Annotated in this window: 23 protein-coding genes and 1 tRNA gene; 10 read left to right on the forward strand and 14 right to left on the reverse strand. The window is 65.2% G+C overall.

What is annotated here, in order from left to right; genetic code table 11:
* Positions 1-6 precede the first annotated feature (6 nt).
* Positions 7-1,278, reverse strand: coding sequence for an NAD(P)/FAD-dependent oxidoreductase (locus N6C22_RS08815; RefSeq protein ID WP_261650729.1), 1,272 nt, complete (start codon positions 1,276-1,278; stop codon positions 7-9).
* A gap of 108 nt (positions 1,279-1,386) precedes the next feature.
* Here N6C22_RS08815 and N6C22_RS08820 point away from each other — a divergent pair, with 108 nt between their 5' ends.
* The gene (locus N6C22_RS08820) at positions 1,387-2,586 is read left to right on the forward strand and encodes a threonine synthase (RefSeq protein ID WP_261650730.1); all 1,200 of its coding nucleotides are present in this window, start codon (positions 1,387-1,389) and stop codon (positions 2,584-2,586) included.
* A 29-nt stretch (positions 2,587-2,615) separates the two neighbouring features.
* Here the strand turns inward: N6C22_RS08820 and N6C22_RS08825 are convergent, their stop codons facing one another.
* Positions 2,616-2,975, reverse strand: a complete 360-nt coding sequence (locus tag N6C22_RS08825) for a helix-turn-helix domain-containing protein (RefSeq protein WP_261650731.1) — start codon at positions 2,973-2,975, stop codon at positions 2,616-2,618.
* A gap of 157 nt (positions 2,976-3,132) precedes the next feature.
* On the opposite strand from N6C22_RS08825, the gene N6C22_RS08830 reads away from it, so the two are divergent.
* Positions 3,133-3,789, forward strand: coding sequence for a helix-turn-helix domain-containing protein (locus N6C22_RS08830; RefSeq protein WP_261650732.1), 657 nt, complete (start codon positions 3,133-3,135; stop codon positions 3,787-3,789).
* Between the two features lie 61 nt (positions 3,790-3,850).
* The gene (locus N6C22_RS08835) at positions 3,851-4,300 is read left to right on the forward strand and encodes a pyridoxamine 5'-phosphate oxidase family protein (RefSeq protein WP_261650733.1); all 450 of its coding nucleotides are present in this window, start codon (positions 3,851-3,853) and stop codon (positions 4,298-4,300) included.
* Between the two features lie 25 nt (positions 4,301-4,325).
* Here N6C22_RS08835 and N6C22_RS08840 read toward each other — a convergent pair whose 3' ends face one another.
* Positions 4,326-4,469, reverse strand: coding sequence for a hypothetical protein (locus N6C22_RS08840; RefSeq protein ID WP_261650734.1), 144 nt, complete (start codon positions 4,467-4,469; stop codon positions 4,326-4,328).
* 150 nt (positions 4,470-4,619) lie between these two features.
* Here N6C22_RS08840 and N6C22_RS08845 point away from each other — a divergent pair, with 150 nt between their 5' ends.
* From N6C22_RS08845 to N6C22_RS08855, 3 genes are all read left to right on the forward strand, one after another.
* Positions 4,620-5,309, forward strand: a complete 690-nt coding sequence (locus N6C22_RS08845; protein ID WP_261650735.1) for a metal-dependent transcriptional regulator — start codon at positions 4,620-4,622, stop codon at positions 5,307-5,309.
* An 80-nt stretch (positions 5,310-5,389) separates the two neighbouring features.
* The gene (locus N6C22_RS08850) at positions 5,390-6,139 is read left to right on the forward strand and encodes a TMEM165/GDT1 family protein (RefSeq protein WP_261650736.1); all 750 of its coding nucleotides are present in this window, start codon (positions 5,390-5,392) and stop codon (positions 6,137-6,139) included.
* A 66-nt stretch (positions 6,140-6,205) separates the two neighbouring features.
* Positions 6,206-6,895 carry a LysE family translocator gene (locus N6C22_RS08855; protein WP_369684400.1) on the forward strand — a complete coding sequence of 230 codons (690 nt, stop codon included), beginning with the start codon at positions 6,206-6,208 and terminating at the stop codon, positions 6,893-6,895.
* 28 nt (positions 6,896-6,923) lie between these two features.
* Here N6C22_RS08855 and N6C22_RS08860 read toward each other — a convergent pair whose 3' ends face one another.
* Entirely contained in the window at positions 6,924-7,619 is a 696-nt protein-coding gene (locus tag N6C22_RS08860) for an HD domain-containing protein (RefSeq protein WP_261650738.1), read from the reverse strand.
* Between the two features lie 116 nt (positions 7,620-7,735).
* Between N6C22_RS08860 and N6C22_RS08865 the strand changes: the two genes are divergently transcribed.
* Positions 7,736-8,464: an alanyl-tRNA editing protein gene (locus N6C22_RS08865; protein ID WP_261650739.1), complete on the forward strand. Its 729-nt coding sequence runs from the start codon at positions 7,736-7,738 to the stop codon at positions 8,462-8,464.
* A 101-nt stretch (positions 8,465-8,565) separates the two neighbouring features.
* Complete coding sequence (locus N6C22_RS08870; RefSeq protein WP_261650740.1) at positions 8,566-9,519, forward strand: DUF3179 domain-containing protein; 954 nt, start codon at positions 8,566-8,568, stop codon at positions 9,517-9,519.
* Between the two features lie 125 nt (positions 9,520-9,644).
* On the opposite strand, the gene N6C22_RS08875 is transcribed toward N6C22_RS08870, so the two are convergent.
* The 5 genes from N6C22_RS08875 to N6C22_RS08895 all read right to left on the reverse strand — a co-directional run bounded on the left by N6C22_RS08875 (position 9,645) and on the right by N6C22_RS08895 (position 14,630).
* Positions 9,645-9,827, reverse strand: coding sequence for a DUF5786 family protein (locus N6C22_RS08875; RefSeq protein ID WP_261650741.1), 183 nt, complete (start codon positions 9,825-9,827; stop codon positions 9,645-9,647).
* A gap of 84 nt (positions 9,828-9,911) precedes the next feature.
* A complete protein-coding gene (locus N6C22_RS08880; protein WP_261650742.1) occupies positions 9,912-11,042 on the reverse strand; it encodes a hypothetical protein in 1,131 nt (376 codons plus the stop codon).
* A gap of 214 nt (positions 11,043-11,256) precedes the next feature.
* A tRNA-Gln gene (locus tag N6C22_RS08885) sits at positions 11,257-11,359 on the reverse strand.
* A 41-nt stretch (positions 11,360-11,400) separates the two neighbouring features.
* The gene (locus N6C22_RS08890; protein ID WP_261650743.1) at positions 11,401-12,153 is read right to left on the reverse strand and encodes an HNH endonuclease; all 753 of its coding nucleotides are present in this window, start codon (positions 12,151-12,153) and stop codon (positions 11,401-11,403) included.
* 62 nt (positions 12,154-12,215) lie between these two features.
* On the reverse strand, positions 12,216-14,630 hold the full coding sequence (locus tag N6C22_RS08895) for a methyl-accepting chemotaxis protein (protein ID WP_261650744.1): 2,415 nt from the start codon (positions 14,628-14,630) through the stop codon (positions 12,216-12,218).
* Positions 14,631-14,877: 247 nt separating this feature from the next.
* On the opposite strand from N6C22_RS08895, the gene N6C22_RS08900 reads away from it, so the two are divergent.
* A complete protein-coding gene (locus N6C22_RS08900; RefSeq protein WP_261650745.1) occupies positions 14,878-15,318 on the forward strand; it encodes a hypothetical protein in 441 nt (146 codons plus the stop codon).
* 15 nt (positions 15,319-15,333) lie between these two features.
* Here the strand turns inward: N6C22_RS08900 and N6C22_RS08905 are convergent, their stop codons facing one another.
* Together N6C22_RS08905 and N6C22_RS08910 are read right to left on the reverse strand one after the other, a co-directional pair.
* Positions 15,334-15,768: a metal-dependent transcriptional regulator gene (locus N6C22_RS08905; RefSeq protein WP_261650746.1), complete on the reverse strand. Its 435-nt coding sequence runs from the start codon at positions 15,766-15,768 to the stop codon at positions 15,334-15,336.
* 37 nt (positions 15,769-15,805) lie between these two features.
* Entirely contained in the window at positions 15,806-16,303 is a 498-nt protein-coding gene (locus N6C22_RS08910) for a ferritin-like domain-containing protein (protein WP_261650747.1), read from the reverse strand.
* 180 nt (positions 16,304-16,483) lie between these two features.
* Between N6C22_RS08910 and N6C22_RS08915 the strand changes: the two genes are divergently transcribed.
* Positions 16,484-18,118, forward strand: a complete 1,635-nt coding sequence (locus N6C22_RS08915) for an alpha-amylase family protein (protein ID WP_261650748.1) — start codon at positions 16,484-16,486, stop codon at positions 18,116-18,118.
* A 1-nt stretch (position 18,119) separates the two neighbouring features.
* On the opposite strand, the gene N6C22_RS08920 is transcribed toward N6C22_RS08915, so the two are convergent.
* From N6C22_RS08920 to sufB, 3 genes are all read right to left on the reverse strand, one after another.
* Positions 18,120-18,371, reverse strand: a complete 252-nt coding sequence (locus N6C22_RS08920; RefSeq protein WP_261650749.1) for a hypothetical protein — start codon at positions 18,369-18,371, stop codon at positions 18,120-18,122.
* A 115-nt stretch (positions 18,372-18,486) separates the two neighbouring features.
* Positions 18,487-19,698 carry a Fe-S cluster assembly protein SufD gene (gene sufD / locus N6C22_RS08925; RefSeq protein ID WP_261650750.1) on the reverse strand — a complete coding sequence of 404 codons (1,212 nt, stop codon included), beginning with the start codon at positions 19,696-19,698 and terminating at the stop codon, positions 18,487-18,489.
* A 14-nt stretch (positions 19,699-19,712) separates the two neighbouring features.
* The gene (sufB, locus tag N6C22_RS08930; protein WP_261650751.1) at positions 19,713-21,143 is read right to left on the reverse strand and encodes a Fe-S cluster assembly protein SufB; all 1,431 of its coding nucleotides are present in this window, start codon (positions 21,141-21,143) and stop codon (positions 19,713-19,715) included.
* Positions 21,144-21,148: the final 5 nt, after the last annotated feature.

Genomic DNA, 21,148 nt, shown 5'->3' on the forward strand with positions numbered 1-21,148 from the left:
AGAGCGCTACTGCCGGTCCTCGCGGACCGCGTCGGCCGCCACCTTCCCGCTCTCCAGCGCGGCCTGGATGGACGACCAGCGCGTGTAGTCCCCGGCGAGGTAGACGGGGCCAGCGGGCGCTCGCGCCGCTGGAAGGTTCTCCGCGAAGCCCGGTGGTTGCTCGAACTGCGCGAACTCGATGCGGTCGGTGTGTCGCAGTTCGAAGCTGGCGAACTGGCGCTCGGGGTACCACGACGCGAGGGTATCGTGTGCCAGCACCGCGAGTTCCTCGTCCGACTCCGTTCGCTCGCCGAGGAACGTCGCACTCAACAGCCGCGTCCCGTCGGGGGCGTACTCGGGCGCAACGATGGTGTGGTCGACGATCTGGTTCGGGGCGTCGGACTCGGCGTTGAGCATGAGTCGCTTGCCAGCGTCGAGGTCGCCCGTGTCCTCGAGCGCGTACCACTGTGTGACACAGCTGTGGGCGTCGGTCGGGATGGTCTCGACGTCGGTGAGTGACGATGCGGCGGCCGGGTCGGTCGCGACGACGACGGCGTCGGCGGTGACGGTCTCGCCCCCGAGGTCGACGGTCGCCCCGTCGCCGTCGGTCTCGACAGCCTCGACCGGTCGGTCGGTCCGGATGGTCGCGCCGGCGTCTTCAGCACGGTCACGCAGCTGGTCCGAGATGGCCCCCATGCCACCGGCCGGAACGACGGTCTCGCCCGCCGAGAGCATCTTGAAGGTGTACTCGAACACGTGCTTCGAGGTCGACAGCGACCGGTCGAGCGTGATGCCGCCGTAGAACGGCGCGGCGAAGTTCTCGAGGTACTTCCGCGAGAATCCTCGCGAGTTCAGGTAGGCTTCGATGGACCTGTCCGGTCCCTGGAAGAGCGAGTCGGTCGACCGACTCTGCAACTCTCGTTTCAGTCGCAACGTGTTGAGCTTGTCCGTGACGGTCACGTCGCGGTTGAAGATGGACTCCGTCAGCGAACCGGGGTCGCGGAACGGGTCAGAGAGGATGGACCGATGGCCCTCGCGACAGATACAGGCCCCGGCCGTGAACGAGCGGAGGTCGAGCGCGTCGTAGTCGAGTTCGCGCTGTGCCGCCGGGTAGGCGGTGAACAGTACCTGGAATCCCCGGTCGTACGTGAACCCCTGTTCGTGTGTCGACCGAACGCGGCCGCCGACCGCTGGCTCTCGCTCGAACAGCGTGACGGCTGCCCCGGCGTCCGCCAGGTGGCGGGCGGCAACCAGCCCGGCGAGCCCGCCCCCGACCACGATGACCTCGTCGTCGTGCATACGGTCCGATAGGGTAGTGGGGGTGAAAACCCCCCTGCCCTCGGCAGTTTGGTCCGGCGGGAGCGGGCGATGGACAGCGATTAGTTACCGCCCACCGAAGCCGGGCGTATGGAGACGACCGACGCCTTCGTCGGACTCGACTGTGTGTCGTGTGGCGACCGATTCGACGCCGACGTGGCCACCCACCGGTGTCCCGAGTGTGGGGGCATCCTCGACCCGGCGTACGATTACGATTCGCTCGAACTCTGGCGCGACGAACTCGAGTCCCGCCGGTTCGACTCGCAGTGGCGCTACGAGGAACTGCTCCCGTTCACGCGATCGGCTGCCGTCTCGATGGACGAGGGGGCGACCCCACTGGTGCCCTGCCCCGACCTCGCCGACGAACTCGGCGTCGGGCAGGTGTACCTCAAGGACGAGGGCCGGAACCCGACGGGGACGTTCAAGGACCGCGGGCAGTCCGTGGCCGTCACCGCCGCGGTCCAGCACGAGGCGTCCGACGTGGCACTCGCTTCCGCGGGGAACGCCGGGCAGGCTGCCGCGGCCTACGCGGCCCGCGCCGACCTCGACTCCCACGTCTTCCTGCCGGCCCGGGCGGGCTTTACGAACAAGGCGATGGTGAACGTCCACGGCGGCGACATGACCGTCGTCGGTGGCCGTATCTCCGAGGCGGGGGCGGCCTACGAGGACGCGATGGCCGACGAGGAGAACGAACACTGGTACTCCCTCCAGACGTTCCAGACGCCGTACCGTCACGAGGGCAAGAAGACGATGTACTACGAGGTCGTCGAGCAACTCGACTGGGAGGTCCCCGACGCGGTCGTCTACCCGACCGGCGGCGGCGTGGGCCTCATCGGCATGTACAAGGCCGCGAACGAGTTCCGCGACCTCGACATCACGGACGGGATTCCGGGGTTCTACGCGGCACAGGCCGAAGGCTGTGCACCCATCGTCACCGCCTTCGAGGACGGCCGTGACGAACACGAACCGTGGGAGCACCCGGACACCATCTGTGGCGGCATCGAGATTCCGAACCCCGGCGCGAGCCCGTGGATCCTGGAGGCGCTCCGCGAATCCGACGGCGGTGCCGTCGCCACCAGCGACTCGGACATCCTCGACGCTGCCATCACGGTCGCCCAGAACGAAGGGCTCGAGATGGGTGCGACCTGTGCCGCCGCCGCCTCCGGCGCGTGGGAGCTCGCCCAGCGCGGCGAGTTCGACGAGGACGACACCATCGTTCTCATGAACACTGGCACCGGGAACAAGGACGACGACGTCCTTCGCTCGCACCTGATGGGCAAGGGTATCTGAGCGGGCTCGCCGGGGAACTCCCTCGAAAATCAGTCCGCTGCGGGTTCGACCGCCACACCGTCCTCGTCGTCGAAGCCGACCGAGATGGTGAGGTTCTCGAACTGCGGTTCGTACTCCTTGGCGTGGGCTCCGTCGGCCCGGATGCGGGTCTGTTCTTCCAGGAGCGCACCGTCGGTCATGAGTTCGAGCTTGCGGTAGGTCGTCGAGAGCGGCAGGTCACAGCACTCCGACAGCTCGCTCGCCGACCGTGGCTGTTCGCGAACCGACTTGAGGATGGCTCGACAGTCGCCGTCGTTCAACGCCGTGAGGAGCGAATCCGCGTCGACGTCTATCAGGTCTGCGCTACCGACCGAACGGGGGTCTTCGAACGTGGAAGTCTCGACGGACATGGGGTGTCTCTCTACCAGTATGTACCGACTGGAGGGGTACGGAACGCTACCCACGATATGAGGGGTAGTTTAAGTACCCCCGGACAGCGGCCCCGGGACCACGGCACCGCACTCGGACGTCCCAGTCGTTAAGAGGGCCGACGTTCAGAGGGCAGTCATGGGCGAAGGCATCCGTGCGGAGGTCCGAATCGAGTCACCCGATGGGTGTCCCGTCGCGGGTGCGACCGAAGCGACCAGTACCGCGAGTTACTCGGTCTCGAAATCCGTGAACCCGGTCGAGGGCGGCCGCGTCACCGAGGAGTTCATGCTCGACGACGAGGCAGTGGTCGAGGAGGCCGACCTCGCCGACGAACTGACCGAGGTGTTCGCGTACGGCTCGAAGAGCGCCTACCGGTTCGAGCGCGAACACGGCCGGTTCTGTCCGTGCGAATGCATCGAGCGCTTCGACTGTCCCGTGGTGGACGTGCACGCGCGAGAGGAATCGCTGTTCGTCACCTTCCACGCGCCGGACATGGAGACGCTGCAAGACGTCATCGGTGACCTGCGCGGCGCGTACCCGAGCCTCGACGTGCAGCGCCTGCTTCGCTCCGAGGGGAACGCGTCGGAGGAGAGCCTCGTGTTCGTCGACCGTGGCGAGTTGACCACCCGCCAGCAGGAGGTGCTGGAGACCGCCCACGAGATGGGCTACTTCGAGCACCCCAAGCGTGCCAACGGCGGCGAGGTCGCCGACGAACTCGGTATCTCCCGGTCGACACTGTCTGAACACCTGGCTGCTGCACAGTCGAAGCTGCTCGGCACCATCTTGGCGAGTTGACCCGTGCCAACGTAGTCCCGCACATTTACGTAGTCGTCTCTCCGAGATATCGACGAGAGCGATGGCAGGCAACGATACCGTCGATATGACGCGCGACGAGATGGACACGTTCCTCGGGCAGAAAGGAACCGGCGTCCTCTCCGTCGCCGACGATGACGTTCCGTACTCCTTTCCGGTCTCTTACGGCTACGACGCCGACGCGTGCGAGTTCTATCTCAGACTCGGGTTCCGTGAAGGCAGCACCAAGACAGACTACGTCGACGAACCGTGCCCCGCGCGGCTCGTCGTCTACGACGAAGACGGCACGCACTCCGAGAGCGTGATCGCGACGGGTGACCTCGTCGAGATACCGCGCGAGGAGTTGACTCCCGATATCGTCACCGCGCTCGGGGATGCCCGGACGCCGGAGTTCGACATATGGGACGAGACGAAAGCGGAACTCGACTTCAGCATCAACCGTCTGGAATCGATACGTCTAACCGGGAAACAGTCGCGGAACATCGAGGAGTAGAACGAGCGGCGTCTCGACGTGGGAGTTACTGCTCGAACGAGCCGTCCGAGACCGGGTTCCCACAGATGATGCAGCCACTGGCCACGATGGCCTCTTTCATCGACTCGTTGACCTCGATGTTCTCGGCGCACTCCGGGCACTCGAACCGGTAGTTGCCGGTGCTACTCATCAATTGTAGATTGGCGACCGGGACCCAATAAAAGGTACCCATCATACCGAGGGTATGAGAACGCTGGCGTGGGTGGGCAGACGGGGCACCGACGAGGTGGTCCCCTTACCGCAGAACTTTAGGTTTAGACGGGTCTAATCCCACGTACGAATGCTCAGTGACGTCATGGAGGACTACCTGAAGGCCATCTACTACCTCCAGGAACACGAGGGGACGCCGGTCACGACATCACAGATCGCCGAGTACCTCGGCGTCACGCCACCGACGGTCACGAGTATGGTCGAGAAGCTCGACGACCGCGGGCTGGTCGACCGCGAGAAGTACAAGGGCGTCGAACTCACCGACGAGGGTGTCACCGTGGCACTGGAGGTGCTCCGGCATCACCGACTGCTCGAAGCCTATCTCACCGAGCACCTGGACTACGACTGGTCGGAGGTCCACGAAGAGGCGGACGTGCTCGAACACCACATCTCGGAGGAGTTTGAGCGCCGCGTCGCCGACGTGCTGGGCAACCCGACCGTCGACCCACACGGCGACCCGATTCCGAGCGCCGACCTCTCGCCGCCGGAGGAAGGTGGCCTGACGGCCCTCTCGGAACACGACGAAGGTGCTCGGGTCGAGATCGCCCGGGTCAGCGACCGCGACGAGGAGGAGTTACGCTACCTCAAGGAGGCCGGCATCGTCCCGGGGACCGTCGTCGAGATCGTCGACGTCGCGCCGTTCGGGATGATAACCGTCGCCGTCGACGGGCGCGAACAGAGCCTCCCGGATGCGGTCGCGAGTTCGATTCGCGTCAAGCCGGTCGGTCGGGAGACCGAACGCGCCGCCGGCGGAGCCTGAGCCACGTCACCGATTCGTCCACCACGTTACCGAGCCGTCCACGACGTCACCGAGCGGTTCGCTGAACCAACTCGACATCGATGGAGTACCTCGAAATCGTCGCTATCGCGTTCGTCGCACAGCTCGCCGTCCTGCCCGGGGAGAAGGTGCAGTTCATCATCGCCGGGCTCTCGACGCGCTATCACCCCGCCGTCGTCGTCTCGGCCGCCGGGACCGCGTTCGCTGGCTGGACCGCCCTCGAGATCGCGTTCGGGAACGCGGTGAAGCAGGCGCTCCCGCCGGTCGTGTTGAGTGTCATCAGCGGCCTGCTCTTCTGCCTCTTCGCCGTCCTGCTCTACCGGTCCATGCCTGCGGCGGGCGGGGACGCGACCACGGGCGACGGGCCGGACCAACCCGACGGCGTCGAAACCGACGGCGGGTTCCCGACGCCTGGCGGTGACGGGTCCCTGGAGCTCTTCGGTCGTGAGGTCCCGCAGTACTTCGGCGGCTGGCTCCCCATCTTCGGGATGATGGCCGCCGGTGAGTTCGGAGACAAGACCCAGCTCGTCACCATCGGACTGGCCATCGAGTACGGGGCCACGTCGGCCATCTGGGCCGGTGAGATGCTCGCCATCATCCCGGTCAGCATCGCGAACGCCCTGCTGTTCTACCGGTTCTCGCACGCCTTCGACGCCCGTCTCGCCCACGCCTTCTCGGCCGGGCTGTTCGCGTTCTTCGGCATCGACACGCTCCAGAGCATCGTGACCGGGTTCTCCGTCTGGGAGACGCTGGTCGGGCTGGTCGCGGGCCAGCTCACCGCGGTCGCTGACGCGGTCGTGTCGCTGCTGTGACTCGGGCAACCAGCAGGACGCCCCGCAGACGGTGTGCTTTTCAATCAGCCTGACGGAATGACCATCATGGCTCTCGTGACGACCGCCCTCATCGGGCTGGTGTTCGGCTTCGCCCTCGCCTCGCCACCGGGGCCGATGAACGCCATCATCGCCGAGGAGAGCGTCGTGCGGGGCTGGCTCGCCGGGGTCCGCGCGGGCCTCGGGGCGTTCACCGCCGACGCCTGCTTCTTCGTGCTCGCGTACCTCGGGGTCGTCGCCATCGTCGACGAGTCCGCCCTGCTCCAGGGACTCATGGTCGCCGCCGGCGGCGTCCTCATGCTGTACTTCGCCTACGGCGCGTTCGAGGACGCTCGCTCCGCGAGCTCGTTCGTCGAGACCGACACCGACGAGGACCAGAAGGGCTTCCAGAAGGCGTTCGTCCTCGCGCTCACGAACCCGTACCAGATCGTCTTCTGGCTCACCGTCGGCGTGCACATGCTCGACGACAAGGCCATCGACGTGTTCGCGGAGGTCCCCTACGTCGGCCAGCAACTCGCCGGCACACTCGTCGTCCAGGCGGGCAGCCCCACCCTCATCGTCGGCTTCTTCCTCGGCATCCTGGTGTGGGTCGCCGGCTTCCCGGCGACGCTCGTCTCCGTCGGGAAGCGGGTCGACCGCTTCGCACCAGTGGTCGCCGGTTCGAGCGCGGTGGTGCTGGCCGGGTTCGGGCTCTACTTCCTCGCCGACGCGAGCGGGACGCTCGTCGGACTGTTCTGAACCGGTGTGAGAACGCGGTGACTCCGGCCTAGAACTCGACGTCGAGGTCGTCGTGTTCCATCTCCGAGACCTCCTCTTCGAGCCACTCGCGGAACCACTTCACTCGCTTGAGTCGCTGGTGGGCGATGCTCTCTGCGGCGTCGGATTCGATGCGCTTGGCGGCGTCCTTGCCGCGTTCGAGCACGCGGTCGACCATCTCGGCCGAGTCCATGTGGGTCCGGGCTTCGTACCCCATCCGCAACAGCATGAGTGCGGTTCCGTTGGCCCCGACCTTGTCGAGGATGTCCGCCTCGATGAGGCACTGGGTCTCCAGCGGGAGGTCCGAGAGGTCGCCCTGGTAGGAGTGGTCCTCGACGGCCCGACACACCTGGTCGATGAACGACGCCGGGAACTCACCCTGTGATTCGAGGTAGGTCCGGGCGACCCGGGCACCCTCCTCGGCGTGGACGTCCTGGTCGGCGTCGAGTTTCGCGATGTCGTGGAACAGTGCTGCGACGCGCGTCACGTCCACGTCGGCACCCTCACGGCGAGCGATCTTGGTCGCGAGTTCGACGACGTTCAGGATGTGGTTGTGGCGATATTCAGCAGAGTGCCACGGGTACCAGCGCATCCGGCCGCCCTCGTCCTCGTTCTCGACGCTGGCGAGGAGGTAGTCGTAGACGAACTCTTTCATCGCCTCGAACTCCTGGTCGGTGACGCGGGATTCCTTTATTTCGACACCCACAGAGAATCACCCCGCGAAAAGCGTTGCGTAGTCATTGTTACCCGTACAAAGGTCTGTTCGACTCTTAGGCGTTACGACACCGTAAATTAAGTTTCTCGGCCGCTTTCGACCGCACGATGACGAAGTCGCTCTTCCTCGACGATTCGACGATTCGACAGTTCGACGCGACGGTCGAACGCGTGCTCGACGACCGGGTCGTTCTCGACCGGACCGCGTTCTATCCGACAGGTGGTGGCCAGCCACACGACACCGGGACCCTGACGGTGGACGGCGAGACGTGGACGGTCACGGACGTCCAGAAGAAGGACACCATCTACCACACCGTCGACGGGACACCGCCGGAACCCGGCACGACCGTCACCGGGGAACTGGCCTGGGACCGCCGCCACGCGCACATGCGCTACCACACTGCCCAGCACCTGCTCTCCGCGCTCCTCCTCGACGAGTTCGACGCCGAGACCACCGGGAACCAGGTGTACGCCGACCGGGCCCGGCTCGACTGCGCCTACGAGCGATTCGACGAGGACGACCTCGGCGACATCGAGGCTCGGCTGAACGAACTCGTCGGCGACGAACGACCGGTCCGGTGGTACGAACTCGACCGCGAGGAGGCAGAAGACCGCCTCGACACCCAGCGCACCCGTATCGACCTGCTCCCGGACTCGATCACGGAGCTACGCATCGTCGAGATTGCGGGTGAAACACCCGACGACGAGCCCTTCGACCGGACGGCCTGTGCCGGCACCCACGTCTCGAACACGGGCGACATCGGGACCGTCACCGTCACCGGGCGCGAAACCCGCGGAAACGGCGAGGAACGCATCTACTTCGACCTCTCGGACTGACGGCGGCCGCCCGGGCAGCCAGGACACCCGTCCCGTCCGCGGTGGCGCGCTTCCCGCACGCCCCCGGTGTCCTTTTCAGACCTCCGCGCGCACCCACCGCTATGAACGTGAGACAGGTCCTCCCGCCGGACGCCATCCCGAGCGTCGATGCCCCCGAGTTCCTCCCCGTGGGTGAGTACGATGGCGACGGCAGCGACGAGGTCGTCGTCGTCGACGGCGAGACACCACGCGCCTATCCCATCCGGTACCTCCACTACCACGAGATCGTCAACACCGACCGCGACGGTGAGCCCATCGCCGTCACCTGGTGTCCGCTCTGTGGCAGTGCCGTCGTCTACGACCGCGTGGTCGACGGCCAGACGCTCACCTTCGGCGTCTCGGGCAAGCTCGCGGACGACGACCTCGTGATGTACGACCGCGAGACCGAGTCCGAGTGGAAACAGAGCCTCGGGACGGCCATCGCCGGCGAGCACGAGGGGACCGACCTCAGGGTGCTCGCGGCCGCGATGCTCCCGATGGACCGATTCCGCGAGCGCCACCCCGACGGCGAGGTCCTCGCCCGCCCCGGCGGCCAGACCGAGGCCGGTCAGAAGGGCGGTGACGCCGCGGAACCGGCGTACGACGCCGACCCCTACACCCAGTACTTCGAGATGGACGGGTTCGGGCTCGGGGCGCACCGCGGCACCGGCGGGCGAGAGTGGGACCGCGACGACGACATCGAGGCGAAAACAGTGGTTCTCGGGGTCGAGGATGGCGACGACGCACTGGGGTTCCCGCTGCCCCGCGTCGACGCCGTCGACGGCTTGGCCAAGGCGACCGTCGGCGACACGGCAGTCGTGGTCTTCGCGACTGCCGACGGAATCCACGCCTTCGCCGACCCCGGCTACTCCTTCGAGCCCGCCGAAGACGGCCAGTTCGCGGCCGACGGCACGACCTGGGACGGTGCGACCGGCGAGAGCGCTGATGGACGGACCCTCGAGAGACTCCCGGCTCGCCGGCTCTTCGCGTTCGCGTGGCAGGACGACCACGGCGCGGACAGCTTCTACGAGAACTAGCAGCGGCTGACCGACCAGACCCGAGCTGAGACACCCTCCAGAAAAGACCGACTGCGACGCCGCCTGACTCCGGCGTGGGCCCCGAACTCACCGCACCCTTGACCCACTGCGGAGTCCCTGCCCGTTCAGTCGTCGCTGTCGCCGCCCTTCATGTCCTGGAGCTGGTCGACGAGCTCCTCGTTGGACATGTCGGGTTCGAACTCGACCGTCCCGTCGTGGTCGTGTTCGTGGACACTGACCGCATCGTCTTCGTCGATGTCGTTGTTCTGGTCCTGTTGTTCGGACTCGTCGTAGCTACCAAAACCCATGTTCGCTAGTTCCGGCCATCCACGGAAAAGTAGTCCGCTTGCGCACCGTTTTGGGGAGCGGTACCACCAACCTCTCCGCGTCGATTACGGTGCCGTGAACCCGGCGACGACGTCCAGGTAGTCCGTGCTGTATGTCGTGTCTCGGAACCGTCCGGGCTCGATCTGGTGCCCCTCCGTCCAGTCGTTGAAGCTTGCGACGTTCACGCGCCCTGTACTGTACTCCCGTGCGAGTTCCAGCAGCTCCCGCAGGTGTGCTGGGGCTCGCGGGATGTACCGACCTGACCCCCAGCACGAGTTGTGTCGGTCGTCGAATCCTGGGAAGGTCATCGGGTGGTACGCCATGTCGTGTTCGTCACAGAACGTCCGGGTCGCCGCGAAGCTCTGGGCGACGTGGTCCCTGGTGGTCTCCCAGTCGAACACCTCGGTCTGGACGGGTATCCAGTTCGTCGCCCCGTCGAGGTGCCGGTTCAGTTCGGTGTAGTCGGCCGGAAACCCCCCGACAGCGTGGTCGGCGAAATCGCCGACGAGGAACGGCTCGGTCCCGTCGACGGTCAGTTGCTCGCGCAGGTAGTCGACGAACCCTGCCGGCCCGCCGCGGTCTTCCACGAGTTGCTTGGCTTCCTTCGAATCCTCACTCCCACCCCACGCGAGGAAGTCGAAGTCCCAGAAGGTGATGACTGGTCGGCCGTCCCTGCGGTGACATCGGTCCGTCGAGAGCAACGTCTCCCGGAGGAACTCGAAGTCCGCCTCGATGTCACGGTCTCGCCGGAGCGCCTGACTGATGACGTAGAAGGGTTCGACCGACAGCGGGCCGAGGTCTGCCCGGAGAAAGGTACTGAGACGCTCGTGGTCCCGCCTCGATTCGCCGACGTTGAACATGACGGTGGAGACGCCTGCATCGGCGAGCCAGGATGCGTGCCGGGTCGCGATAGCTGACGGAACCGGGTCGCCGTACTGGCCGAGTTCGGGCTGGGAGACCGTCGTACACTCACCGAACTTATCGCCGACGAATGGAATGTAGACGACGCCGACGTCCACGCTCTCGGCAGACGCCTCAGTCGTCGTCTCAGTTCGCGTTTCGGAGGGCGTCGGTTCGGTCGTGGTGTCGGTCTCCGTCTTCGACTGGGTGGTCTGGCTGGCCGTCGTCTCTCGGACAGTTCTCTGTGTCTCGGTCGACGAGGAACACCCGGCCAGCCCGGCGCCGAGTGCAGTCAAGAGGGCACGACGGTTCACTGGTGGAGGGATTTGTCCGCAGCAGTTAGTTCTGCTGGCTTCCGGGATTGTAGCTATCGAGAGAACTGGCGGAGAGGAACTATATCGTTGAGATTGTGTTTACTCGGGCGGATTCGAACCGCGGAGACTCGCATCCGCTCGTCTCCTGGGCTCGAATCCACCGTTCGCTATTCGTCCTCACTTCGTTCGGACAGAATAGTCCCGGGCGGATTCGAACCGCCGTCAATGGCTCACTTCGACGCTGGAACGAACCAGACGCCTCCAAAGGCCATTATGATTGGCCACTACACCACGGGACTTCGCGCTGCGCTCGTGGATTGGAAATCAGCGTACAATAAGATTACTTTTCGTCGGACGGGACGGGTGTGGCTACCACACCAGCCTCGACCTTGCGATGGCAGGGGCGACAGAGCGTGACGACGTTCTCCAGCTCGTGTGCATCGCTCGTGTCATCGAACTCTCGGACGCGGTCGATGTGATGCACGTCGGGGTTCTGGCCGAGGTCGTCGACATCCTTCCCACAGCACTGGCAGCTGTAGGCATCGCGTTCGAGTGCCTCTTCTCGGACGCGCCACCAGCCGTTCCCATAGACGAGTGGGCCACCCTCCCACTGGTGATGCGATTCGCCGACGACGTTCGCGGAGAGCCAGTCTCCGTAGCATCGGGTCGAACAGAACGTCCCGTACGAGTTTCCCGTGGTTCGCGACGGTGGGGCCGGAAACGACTCGCCACAGTACTCGCAGTCGACGACGGTTGGCTCGAGGTCGTCCATCGGATTCTCTGGCAGCAACCCGCTCGCGTCCTCAACACACTCGGGGCAGTACACGCCCTCCTTCTCCGAGGGATAGTACTCGAAGCTCGAATCGCACAGTACACAGACCGACTCCTCGGTCGCGTCGCGCCAGTTCCCGTTGTGTTCGCCCGCGTTGGGGTTGCAGTCGTCGCAGAACTCGCGGCGCGACTTCGGGTCGTAGAAGCGGTCGTCACATCCCGAGCACGTCCGGTTCGGGAGGGAGACGCCGTGGACTTTGGTGTGGTGCTGGCGCATCCCTCGTTCGGTGGCGAGGGGTTTCCCGCAGGTGGGGCACTGCATGGCGAGTCTGCGCCGTCATCGAATAAGAACCAGGAGACGACGGTCGGGAGACTGCACCCGAATCAGTCGTCAGAGGGGTCCGGTTCGAGTTCGTCGACGAGTTCGGCGTCGTCGGTGTCACCGAACACGAACTCGTCGGTGTCGTCCGGAGAGGAACTGGAGACACCGCCATCGGCGACATCGGGGACCTCGGTGTCGAAGCGGTCGAGAGCTTCGCTCAGGCGGGAGGCCTGTTCGCTGAGCGAGCTGGCGCTGGCACTAACCTCGGTGAGGGCGGTGGTCTGTTCTTCGGCGGCGGCGGCGACGTTCTCGGCTTCGGCGGTGGTCTCCTCGGAGATGGTCGCTGCCTCGTCGACCATCGCGACGACCTCTTCGGTGGAGGCGGCCTGTTCCTCGGTGGCGGCCGAGATCTCCTGGATGCCGGTGTTGGTCTCGGTCGCGTACCCGGCAATCTCGTCGAGGGCGTCGACGGCGTTGTCGACGGCTTCGGTGGTCTCGACGATCTGGCGGCGAGTGGCTTCGACGCCCTCGACGGTCTGGCTGGTCTGGGCCTGGATGCGGTCGAGGCGGGAGTCGATGTCCTCGGCTGCCTCCTTCGTGTCGGCGGCGAGTTCCTTGACCTGCCGGGCGACGACGGCGAAGCCGTCACCGGACTCCTCGCCGCCGCGGGAGGCTTCGATGTTGGCGTTCAGCGCGAGCATGTTGGTCTCCTTCGCGAGGCTGGAGATGAACTCGGCAAGCTCGTCGATCTCGTCCATCTCGTCGGCGAGGTCGGCGATGTCGGAGACGGCGGCGGCGGACTGGGATTCGATGTCGTTCATCCCGGACTTGGCCGCCTGGGCGGCTTCGCGGCCGTCGCGTCCCGTCTCGGCGGTTCGTTCGGCGAGGTCGGCGACCTCGTTCGAGGAGGCGGCTATCTCTTCGGTCGTGGTGGAGAGGCTCTCCATCTCGTGGGAGACCGCCTGGAACTCCTCGTTCTGGCGGTCGGCCCCGTCGGAGATCTCCTGGATGGACTCGGTGACCTGTTCGCTGGCCCCGCGGACCTCCTCGGAGCTGGCGGTGACCTCCTCGCTGGCGGTCGCGACCTCCTGGGCGAACGTCTTGACCTCGGCGGTGGTCGCCTCGATCTCGGCGACCATCTCGTTGAAGGCCGCGGCGATGTCGGCCATGGCCTCGTTCTGGCTCTCGGGGTCCATCCGGGCCGTGAGGTCGCCGTCGGCGCAGGCCGCCATGACGGTGCTGTACTCGTCCGCCTTGCGCTCCAGATGGGTGTTCATACGCTCGGCTCTCGCCTGGGCGGTTTCGGCCGCGTCCCTGGCGTCTCTCGCCTCTGATATCTGGTCGCGAAGTGCGTCGCGCATCTCGGCGAAGCCGTCGTAGAGGCGGCCGATGTTGTCGATGCGGCCGGTCTCGAACTCCACGTTCAGGTTGCCGTTCTCCATCTGCTCGGCCTTGGACCGGAGCCGGTCGACCGACTTCGCGGTGTTGCGGCCGAGGACCGCGCCGACGAGTCCGATGAGGACGACGCCGGCGACCGTCGCGTACAGGCCGTACTGGGAGACGCTCTCGACGAAGCCATAGGCCTCCGTGGTGGGCGTGTGGACGAGGACGACCCAGTCCGTCTTGGCGACGGGTGAGTAGCCGACCACGTAGGAGGTGCCGTTCACGCCGGAGGCGGTGCCGTCGGTCAGGACGGCTCCGGTCGGCGGCCCGCCCTGGAGTGCGCCGCTCTCTCCCGGGTCGAGTCCGAGCCCGTTCTGGACCGCGCTGGTGTCCTCGCCGTAGGTCGAGAGGAGGTGCGACCCGGTCTCCTCGAAGACGACCGAGCCGGAGCGGTCGACGACGAGGGTCGTGCCGCTCCCATCGCTGCCCTGCAGGTTGCCGACGTACTCCTGTAGCGGGACGGCGTACACCAGCGCCATGTCCGCTGGCAGGTCCTTCGTGGTGACGAAGGCGTACCGGGGGACGTTCGACCCGTAGGTGCTCTCGCTGGAGTAGGCACCGGTCATGACGGTCTCGGTCCCACCGGAGAGCTCTTCGGTCCACGAACCGTTCAGCTCCGAGACGGGGGTACCCGCGAGCCCGAACTTCGTGCTCGCGACGACCTCCCCGGTGGAGCGGTCGATGTAGTGGAGGTTCGCCGAGTCACCCGCGTCGGACCCGGTGAACCCCTTCTTCTCACGTTCGAGGTACTTCGTGATGTTCTCGGTCGAGTCGCCCGTGGGCGTGCCGCGCGCGACCGACTCGACCACCTGGCGTTGCTGCTGGTTCCACGCGTACAGGGCGCGTGCCTCCTGTTCTGCGAGCGTCGCGTACTCTTCGTTCGCGTCTGCCTGTATCTGTTCGCTCATCTGGTCGGTGGCTGCGATACCCACGCCGCCCACGGAGACCCCGAGGACCACCAGCGCGATGGCGAACTTCAGTGCGTAGTTCCGCCGGATGAACCGCGGAACGATACGTCGCAACATCCCAAGCATACTGACAACAATATCGGCATGTGTAGTAAAATGTTGTGTAGAATTTCATCATGATTTCTGAGAATCGAACCTGTTAGTGTTCCTATCAGTAGTGATGGCCACTGGCGACGACGACCGGCCAGCTATCCGGGATTCGGGCTGCGTTCCAGCAAGATGTTCCACGAACCGCAACATTCAGACGCGCTGAAACCTCGTCTAACGGCCGTCTGACGGGTTTTGAAGTGACGCCGAGCACAACGTGAGTGAGATGACAACGATCTCTGAGCGGCTCCGGCGGGTCGAGCGGGGAGCCGAGTTCACCGGACTGTACGGACCGGTCAACAGGCTCCTCCTGCTGGTCGGTGCGCTCTTGCTCAAGGTGAGCGTGCAGCTGACCGTCTTCGACGACTCGCTGGTCGGCGCTGTGCTGTACTACCTGGCCGTGACCGTTCTGGTCCCCATCGCGCTCGTCGGCTGGTATCGGCTGCGGTCGGCGGAACACAGTGGCCGCAGTACTCGAAACGGTGGTGGGGTTCGCGGCCGGTTCCAGTTCCCGTCGCTGGCGGTCTCTGTCGGTTCGGATAGTACAGGCCGTCGCAACTCGTCGCTCGGCCGGGCGTCTGCATCGCCCCTGGTTCGACTCCGCCGGCGACTCGCATCGATCCGCCCAGCAGTTCCCTGGGCACCCGACGAGATGGACAGGCTCTGAAGGAGAACGTGGCTCTCAGTCGGCGGTCTCGCTGACCTCGAGTTCGAGGTGACAGCACTTGTCGGCCTCGGCGTCGAAGCAGTCGGGGCACTCCGAGCGGCGGTCGATGATTGTGTCGAGTCGGTCGGCCACCGTGTCGTCGATGACGGCCTCCAGTGCGTGGGCCTCCTCCCGGAAGTTCTCGACCTCGAGGACGTTCGCGAGGAAGCGCTCGATGATGCAGTAGGTCTGCAGGGCGTCTTCGGCCCGGAGGATGCCCTCGTCGGTGAGTTTCGCGCCCTTGTACTTCTCGTGGTCGACGAGCCCGCGTTCTTCGAGTTTGCCGACCATCTCGTTCACGCTGGCGGGTGAGACGTCGAGCATGTCGGCGAGCGCGCCCGTCGCTGCCGGCCCGTCGTTCATTCGCTGCACCAGGTAGATCGCCTTGAGGTATTGGTCTGCCGTATTCATCGGTCTGCCCCCGTGGTTCGCGGTCCGCCAGTGCCCGTCATTCGCGGTCCTCCATGATCGTGGCGACTTCCTCGACGCCCTCTGCCTCCTCCTCGCGGATGCTCCGGAGGGTGTCGAGGACGCGGTCGCGGTCGATGCTGAAGTCGCTGTCACTCGCCTCGATGGCCTCGATGAGGTCGTCGTAGAACTTGTACGCCGTCTCCTCGTTGCAGAGCTGGTCGTACAGTAGCCCGTCGAAGTCCTCGGGTTTCGTCTGTGCGTACTTGGCCTCGACGAGGGTGTTTATCTCCTCGTACGGGACGGTTTCGGCGTCGAGGTCCTCGATGAGTGCCTCGAGGCGGTCGCGGTGCTCGGCTGACTCCTCGGCGGCGTGTTCCAGCAGGTCGCGGATCTCCTCGTCGACCTGCTCGGACTCGTCACCGAAGGAGTCGAGATGGTGGTAGGCACGTGACTCGACGACCTCTTCGAGCACCGCGCCGATCTGGAGGAGGCGCGCGAGCTGGTGGTCGGTCGAGACACGCTGACCCAGACTCATATCCAAAAGGCGGGGACGGGGCTACCTAACTCTTGCTGACTGTCGAAACGAGGCCAGTCGGCCCTCAGTGACTGCTATCTGGTCGATGTATCGCCGGTCTGTGGCCGGCATGTGGCCTGTGAGTAAGCCACACTGTCGAGAGCGTAACTCTCAACCTGCCGGCTCCGGTCAGTACGTACAATGACTGGACAGGACTGGTACGAGGACGCGACCGTCTACACACTCGACGTGAAGACGTTCAACGACTCGAACGGCGACGGATGGGGTGATTTCCAGGGCCTCATCGAGAAGCTGGACTACCTCGACGACCTCGGCGTCGACTGCATCTGGCTCCGTCCCTTCTACCCGAGCCCCCTCCGTGACAACGGGTACGACGTAGCTGACTACCGAGACGTCGACGACCGACTCGGCTCCCTCTCAGACTTCGAGGAGTTCACCGACCGGGCCCACGAGCGCGGTATCCGCGTGCTCACCGACGTCGTGTTCAACCACACGTCCATCGACCACGGCTGGTTCCAGGCGGCCCGCGAGGACCCCGAATCCGAATATCACGACTACTATCTCTGGACCAGCCACGTCGAGGACGCCTACAACACCATCAACATCTTCCCGGAGTACGAGGACGGCGTCTGGTCCTACGACGACGTGGCCGAGAAACACTACTTCCACCAGTTCTACCACCACCAGCCCGACCTGAACGTGTCGAATCCCAGAGTGCGCGACGAGATTCACGATATCCTGCGGTTCTGGCTCGACAAGGGCGCAGACGGCTTCCGGGTCGACGCCGCCCATCCCATGCTGATGCAGAAGGGCCACAACGGGACCGAGGAGGGCATCTGGCTGTTCAAGGAGATGCGCGAGGTCGTCAAGGCGGAGAAGGACCACGCCATCCTGCTCGCCGAGGCCGACGACGAACCCGAGCACCTCGACCACTACTTCGGCGACGGCGACACCTTCGACCTGCTGTTCAACTTCGTCCTCAACGCCCACATGACCTACGCGGTCGGCGTCGGGGACACCTGGCCGCTCCACCGGGCCGACGACATCCTCCCCGACATCTCCGACGTGGGCCACTGGGCGAACTTCCTGCGCAACCACGACGAGTGGAACCTGCTCAAACTCCCCAACGAGGCGCTCGAACACGCCCGCGAGTACTTCGGGCCGGACGACGACTCCTCGTGGATCTTCGGCCGCGGCCACCGTCTCCGACTCGCCGACCTCTACGACGGCGATCACGACCGCATCGCGATGGCTCACAGCCTCCTCTTCTCGTATCCCGGCACGCCCGTCATCCTCTCGGGCGACGAGATCGGCATGGGCTCGGACCTCTGGCTCGACGAGCGCGAGTCCGTCCGCACCCCGATGCAGTGGGACGACAGCCAGAACGGCGGCTTCTCCGACGCCGACCGCGAGGACTGTTACAACCCGCCCATCGCCCACGGGGAGTTCAGCTACGAGCGCATCAACGTCGCCGACCAGCGCGAGCATCCCGACTCGCTCCTCTCGCGCATCCAGCGCATCGTCGCGGCCCGACAGGACAACCTGGAACTGGCTGACGGCTCCTTCCACATCGCCGAGTCCGGCCACAAGGACGTGTTCGTCCACCGACTCGACACCGACGATACGGCGTTCATCTTCGCCCACAGCCTTACCGACGAGCCCCGCGAATCGGTTCTCCAGTGGGAGGTGCCAGACGCCGATACGACCCAGATACTCGGACCCGGCGACTACCACGTCGAGGACGGCGGCGTGACGTTCTTCCTCGACGGCTGTGACTACGTCTGGCTGCGCGGCGACAAGAGCCACTGGGACTGAGCTACCAGCCCGCCATCCAGGCCGTCTCGACCGTCTTTCGAACCAGCCAAAACCGCTTCTTCGCACCGCGATACTTGTTGTAGCTCACCAGTCCGAGCAACAGGAGCAAGACCAATCCCACGACCGCCGCCATCGTGGCTGCCCGGGTCGTTCCCAGTGACGCCGAACCGCCCAGGTACGTCACCGCGGCGAGTCCGACGGCGAACGGGAGCGCGTCGACGAAAGCGACCAGCAGTGCCGCGAATCGAGTCATGTCGGCGGCTTCACGGGACCGCGAGAAAAGCCTTCGGCCCGGAACAACGGCCCGGAACACAGCGGTCGCTCGGGAGGCTGAGAACGGAAAGAGAGAGAAAGAACCGCGTCTGCGCTTACCCGCGCAGGCGCTCGGAGATGAGCTCTTCGAGGTCGTCGCGGAGTTCGTCCACGGCGACCTCCTCGAGGACCGGCACGAAGAAGCCCTCGACGAGCATGTTCTTGGCGGACTTCGGGTCGACACCGCGCGAGGTCATGTAGAACATCTCCTCGGCGTCCACCTGGCCGACGGTGGCCGAGTGGGACGCTTCGGTGTCGTGGTTGTTGATGATGAGCTTCGGCGAGGCGTCGGCCTCGGACTTGTCGGAGAGCATCAGCGTGTTCTCACGCTGGTAGCTCGACGTGTCCCAGGCGTCGCGGCCGACGTCCTGGACGCCCTCGTACACCGAGCGGGCGGTGTCGTCGAGGACGCCGCGGGTGACGAGGTCGGCGGTCGTGTGCTCGGCCTTGTGCCAGACCCGACTGTTCACGTCGAAGTGCTGGTCGTCGTGGCCGAAGAACGCGCCGACGATGTGGGTCTCGGAGCTGTCACCGTCGAGCGTCGTCTCGACGCTGGACTTGGTGAGACGGGACCCGATGTTGCCCTCGATCCAGTTGATCGTGGCGTACGTGCCGGCGGTGCCGCGCTTGAGCGTGTAGTTGTACGTCTCCTCGTCGAGGTTCTGGAGGCTCCCGTACTGGACGTGGGAGTTCTCACCGGCGGCGACCTCGACCAGCCCGCTGTAGTAGCGCTCGCCCTCGAGCTCCTCGCCAGTGGACTGGCGCTCGAGGATGGTGACGGAGGCGTTCTTCTCCGTGATGACGAGCGTGTAGTTGAACAGCGACTGGCTGTTCATGTGCGTCCGGATCTTCACGTCCTCGGCGTCGACCTTCTCGGGGACGTAGACGACGGTCCCGTCGGTGAACAGCGCGGTCGACAGCGCGGTGAGGTAGTTCTCCTGCGGGTCGATGACGCTGCCGAAGTGCTCCTTGACGAGCTCCTCGTGGTGGTCGACTGCCTCGGACCATTCGAGGACGGAGACGCCCTCGGCGCTGACGCGCTCTTTGTCCTGCGCTGCGTTCAGCGGGTCGACGAAGCCCTCGAAGTCGAGGTTCGCGAGGTTCGTCCAGTCGCGGCCGGGCGTCCGGATGACGCTCGGCATGTCGAGCGATTCGAGGGCCTCGAGCGCGTCGAGACGCGTCTCGAGGAGCCACTCGGGCTCGCCCAGTTCGGTCGAAATCTGCTCCACCTGGTCTCGTGTGAGATTGGCGTGTACCTGTGTGCTCATGTCAATTCTCGGGATTACCCGAGGCTACCCTCCATCTCGAGTTCGATGAGGCGGTTGAGTTCGACCGCGTACTCGATGGGCAGTTCCTCCGTGATGGGCTCGATGAAGCCGGCGACGATCATCTGCTTGGCGTCGTCGTCGTCCAGTCCGCGGGACTGGAGGTAGAAGACGTCCTCGTCACCGATCTTGCCGACGGTCGCCTCGTGGGCGACGTCCACCTTGGACTCCTGGATCTCCATGTACGGCATGGTGTCGGAGGTGGACTCGTTGTCGAACATCAGCGCGTCACACTCGACCGACGTCGAGGAGTTCTCGGCGCCGTTGGCGATGTGGACGAGGCCACGGTAGTTCGTGCGGCCGCCGTCCTTACTGATGGACTTGGACTCGATGGTCGACTTCGTGTCGGGCGCGTTGTGGTAGACCTTCGCGCCGGTGTCGATGTTCTGGCCCTTGCCGGCGAACGCGATGGTGATGTGGTTGTCCGTCGCGCCGCGGCCCTTCAGGATGGTCGCCGGGTAGAGCATGGTGGCTTTCGAGCCCATGCTGCCGGAGACCCACTCCATCGTGCCGTTCTTCTCGACGATGGCACGCTTCGTGTTGAGGTTGAAGGTGTTCTTCGACCAGTTCTGGACCGTCGAGTACTGGACGTGGGCGTCCTCGCCGACGAAGACCTCCACACAGCCGGAGTGGAGGTTGTGGCTGCCGTACTTCGGGGCGGAACAGCCCTCGATGTAGTGGACCTCCGAGCCCTCCTCGGCGATGATGAGGGTGTGCTCGAACTGGCCCATCCCCTCGCTGTTCATGCGGAAGTACGCCTGCACCGGCATGTTGACCGTGACGTCCTCGGGGACGTACACGAACGAGCCGCCGGACCAGACGGCACCGTGGAGCGCGGCGAACTTGTTGTCCGACGGGGGGACGCACTTCGTCATGAAGTACTCCTTGACGAGGTCTTCGTGCTCCTGGACGGCCTTGTCCATGTCGCAGAAGATGACGCCCTTCTCCTCCCACTGCTCCTGCATGTTCTGGTAGACGATCTCGGACTCGTACTGGGCGCCGACGCCGGAGAGCGCCTTGCGCTCGGCTTCCGGGATGCCCAGCTTCTCGAACGTGTCCTTGATCTCGTCCGGGAGGTCATCCCAGTTGTCCGCGCCGCCACGCGTCTCCACGTCGGGGCGGATGTAGGGGACGATCTCGCCGATGTCGAGTTCGGAGAGGTCCGGCTGTCCCGGCCAGTCCGTCGGCATCGGCATCTTCTGGTACTGCTTCAGTGCGCGAACGCGGCGCTCGCGCATCCACTCGGGCTCGTCCTTGTCTTCGGAGATGAGCCGAATGGTCTCCTCCGTGAGACCCTTCTCGGTCTGGAACGCAGACTTCTGTTCCTTCTTGAACTCGAAACGGGCCTCGGTGTCTGTCTCTTTGAGGTGGTCTTGATCTGAACTCATGATTT

The sequence above is a fragment of the Haloarchaeobius sp. HME9146 genome (genome assembly GCF_025399835.1).
Lineage (GTDB): Archaea > Halobacteriota > Halobacteria > Halobacteriales > Natrialbaceae > Haloarchaeobius.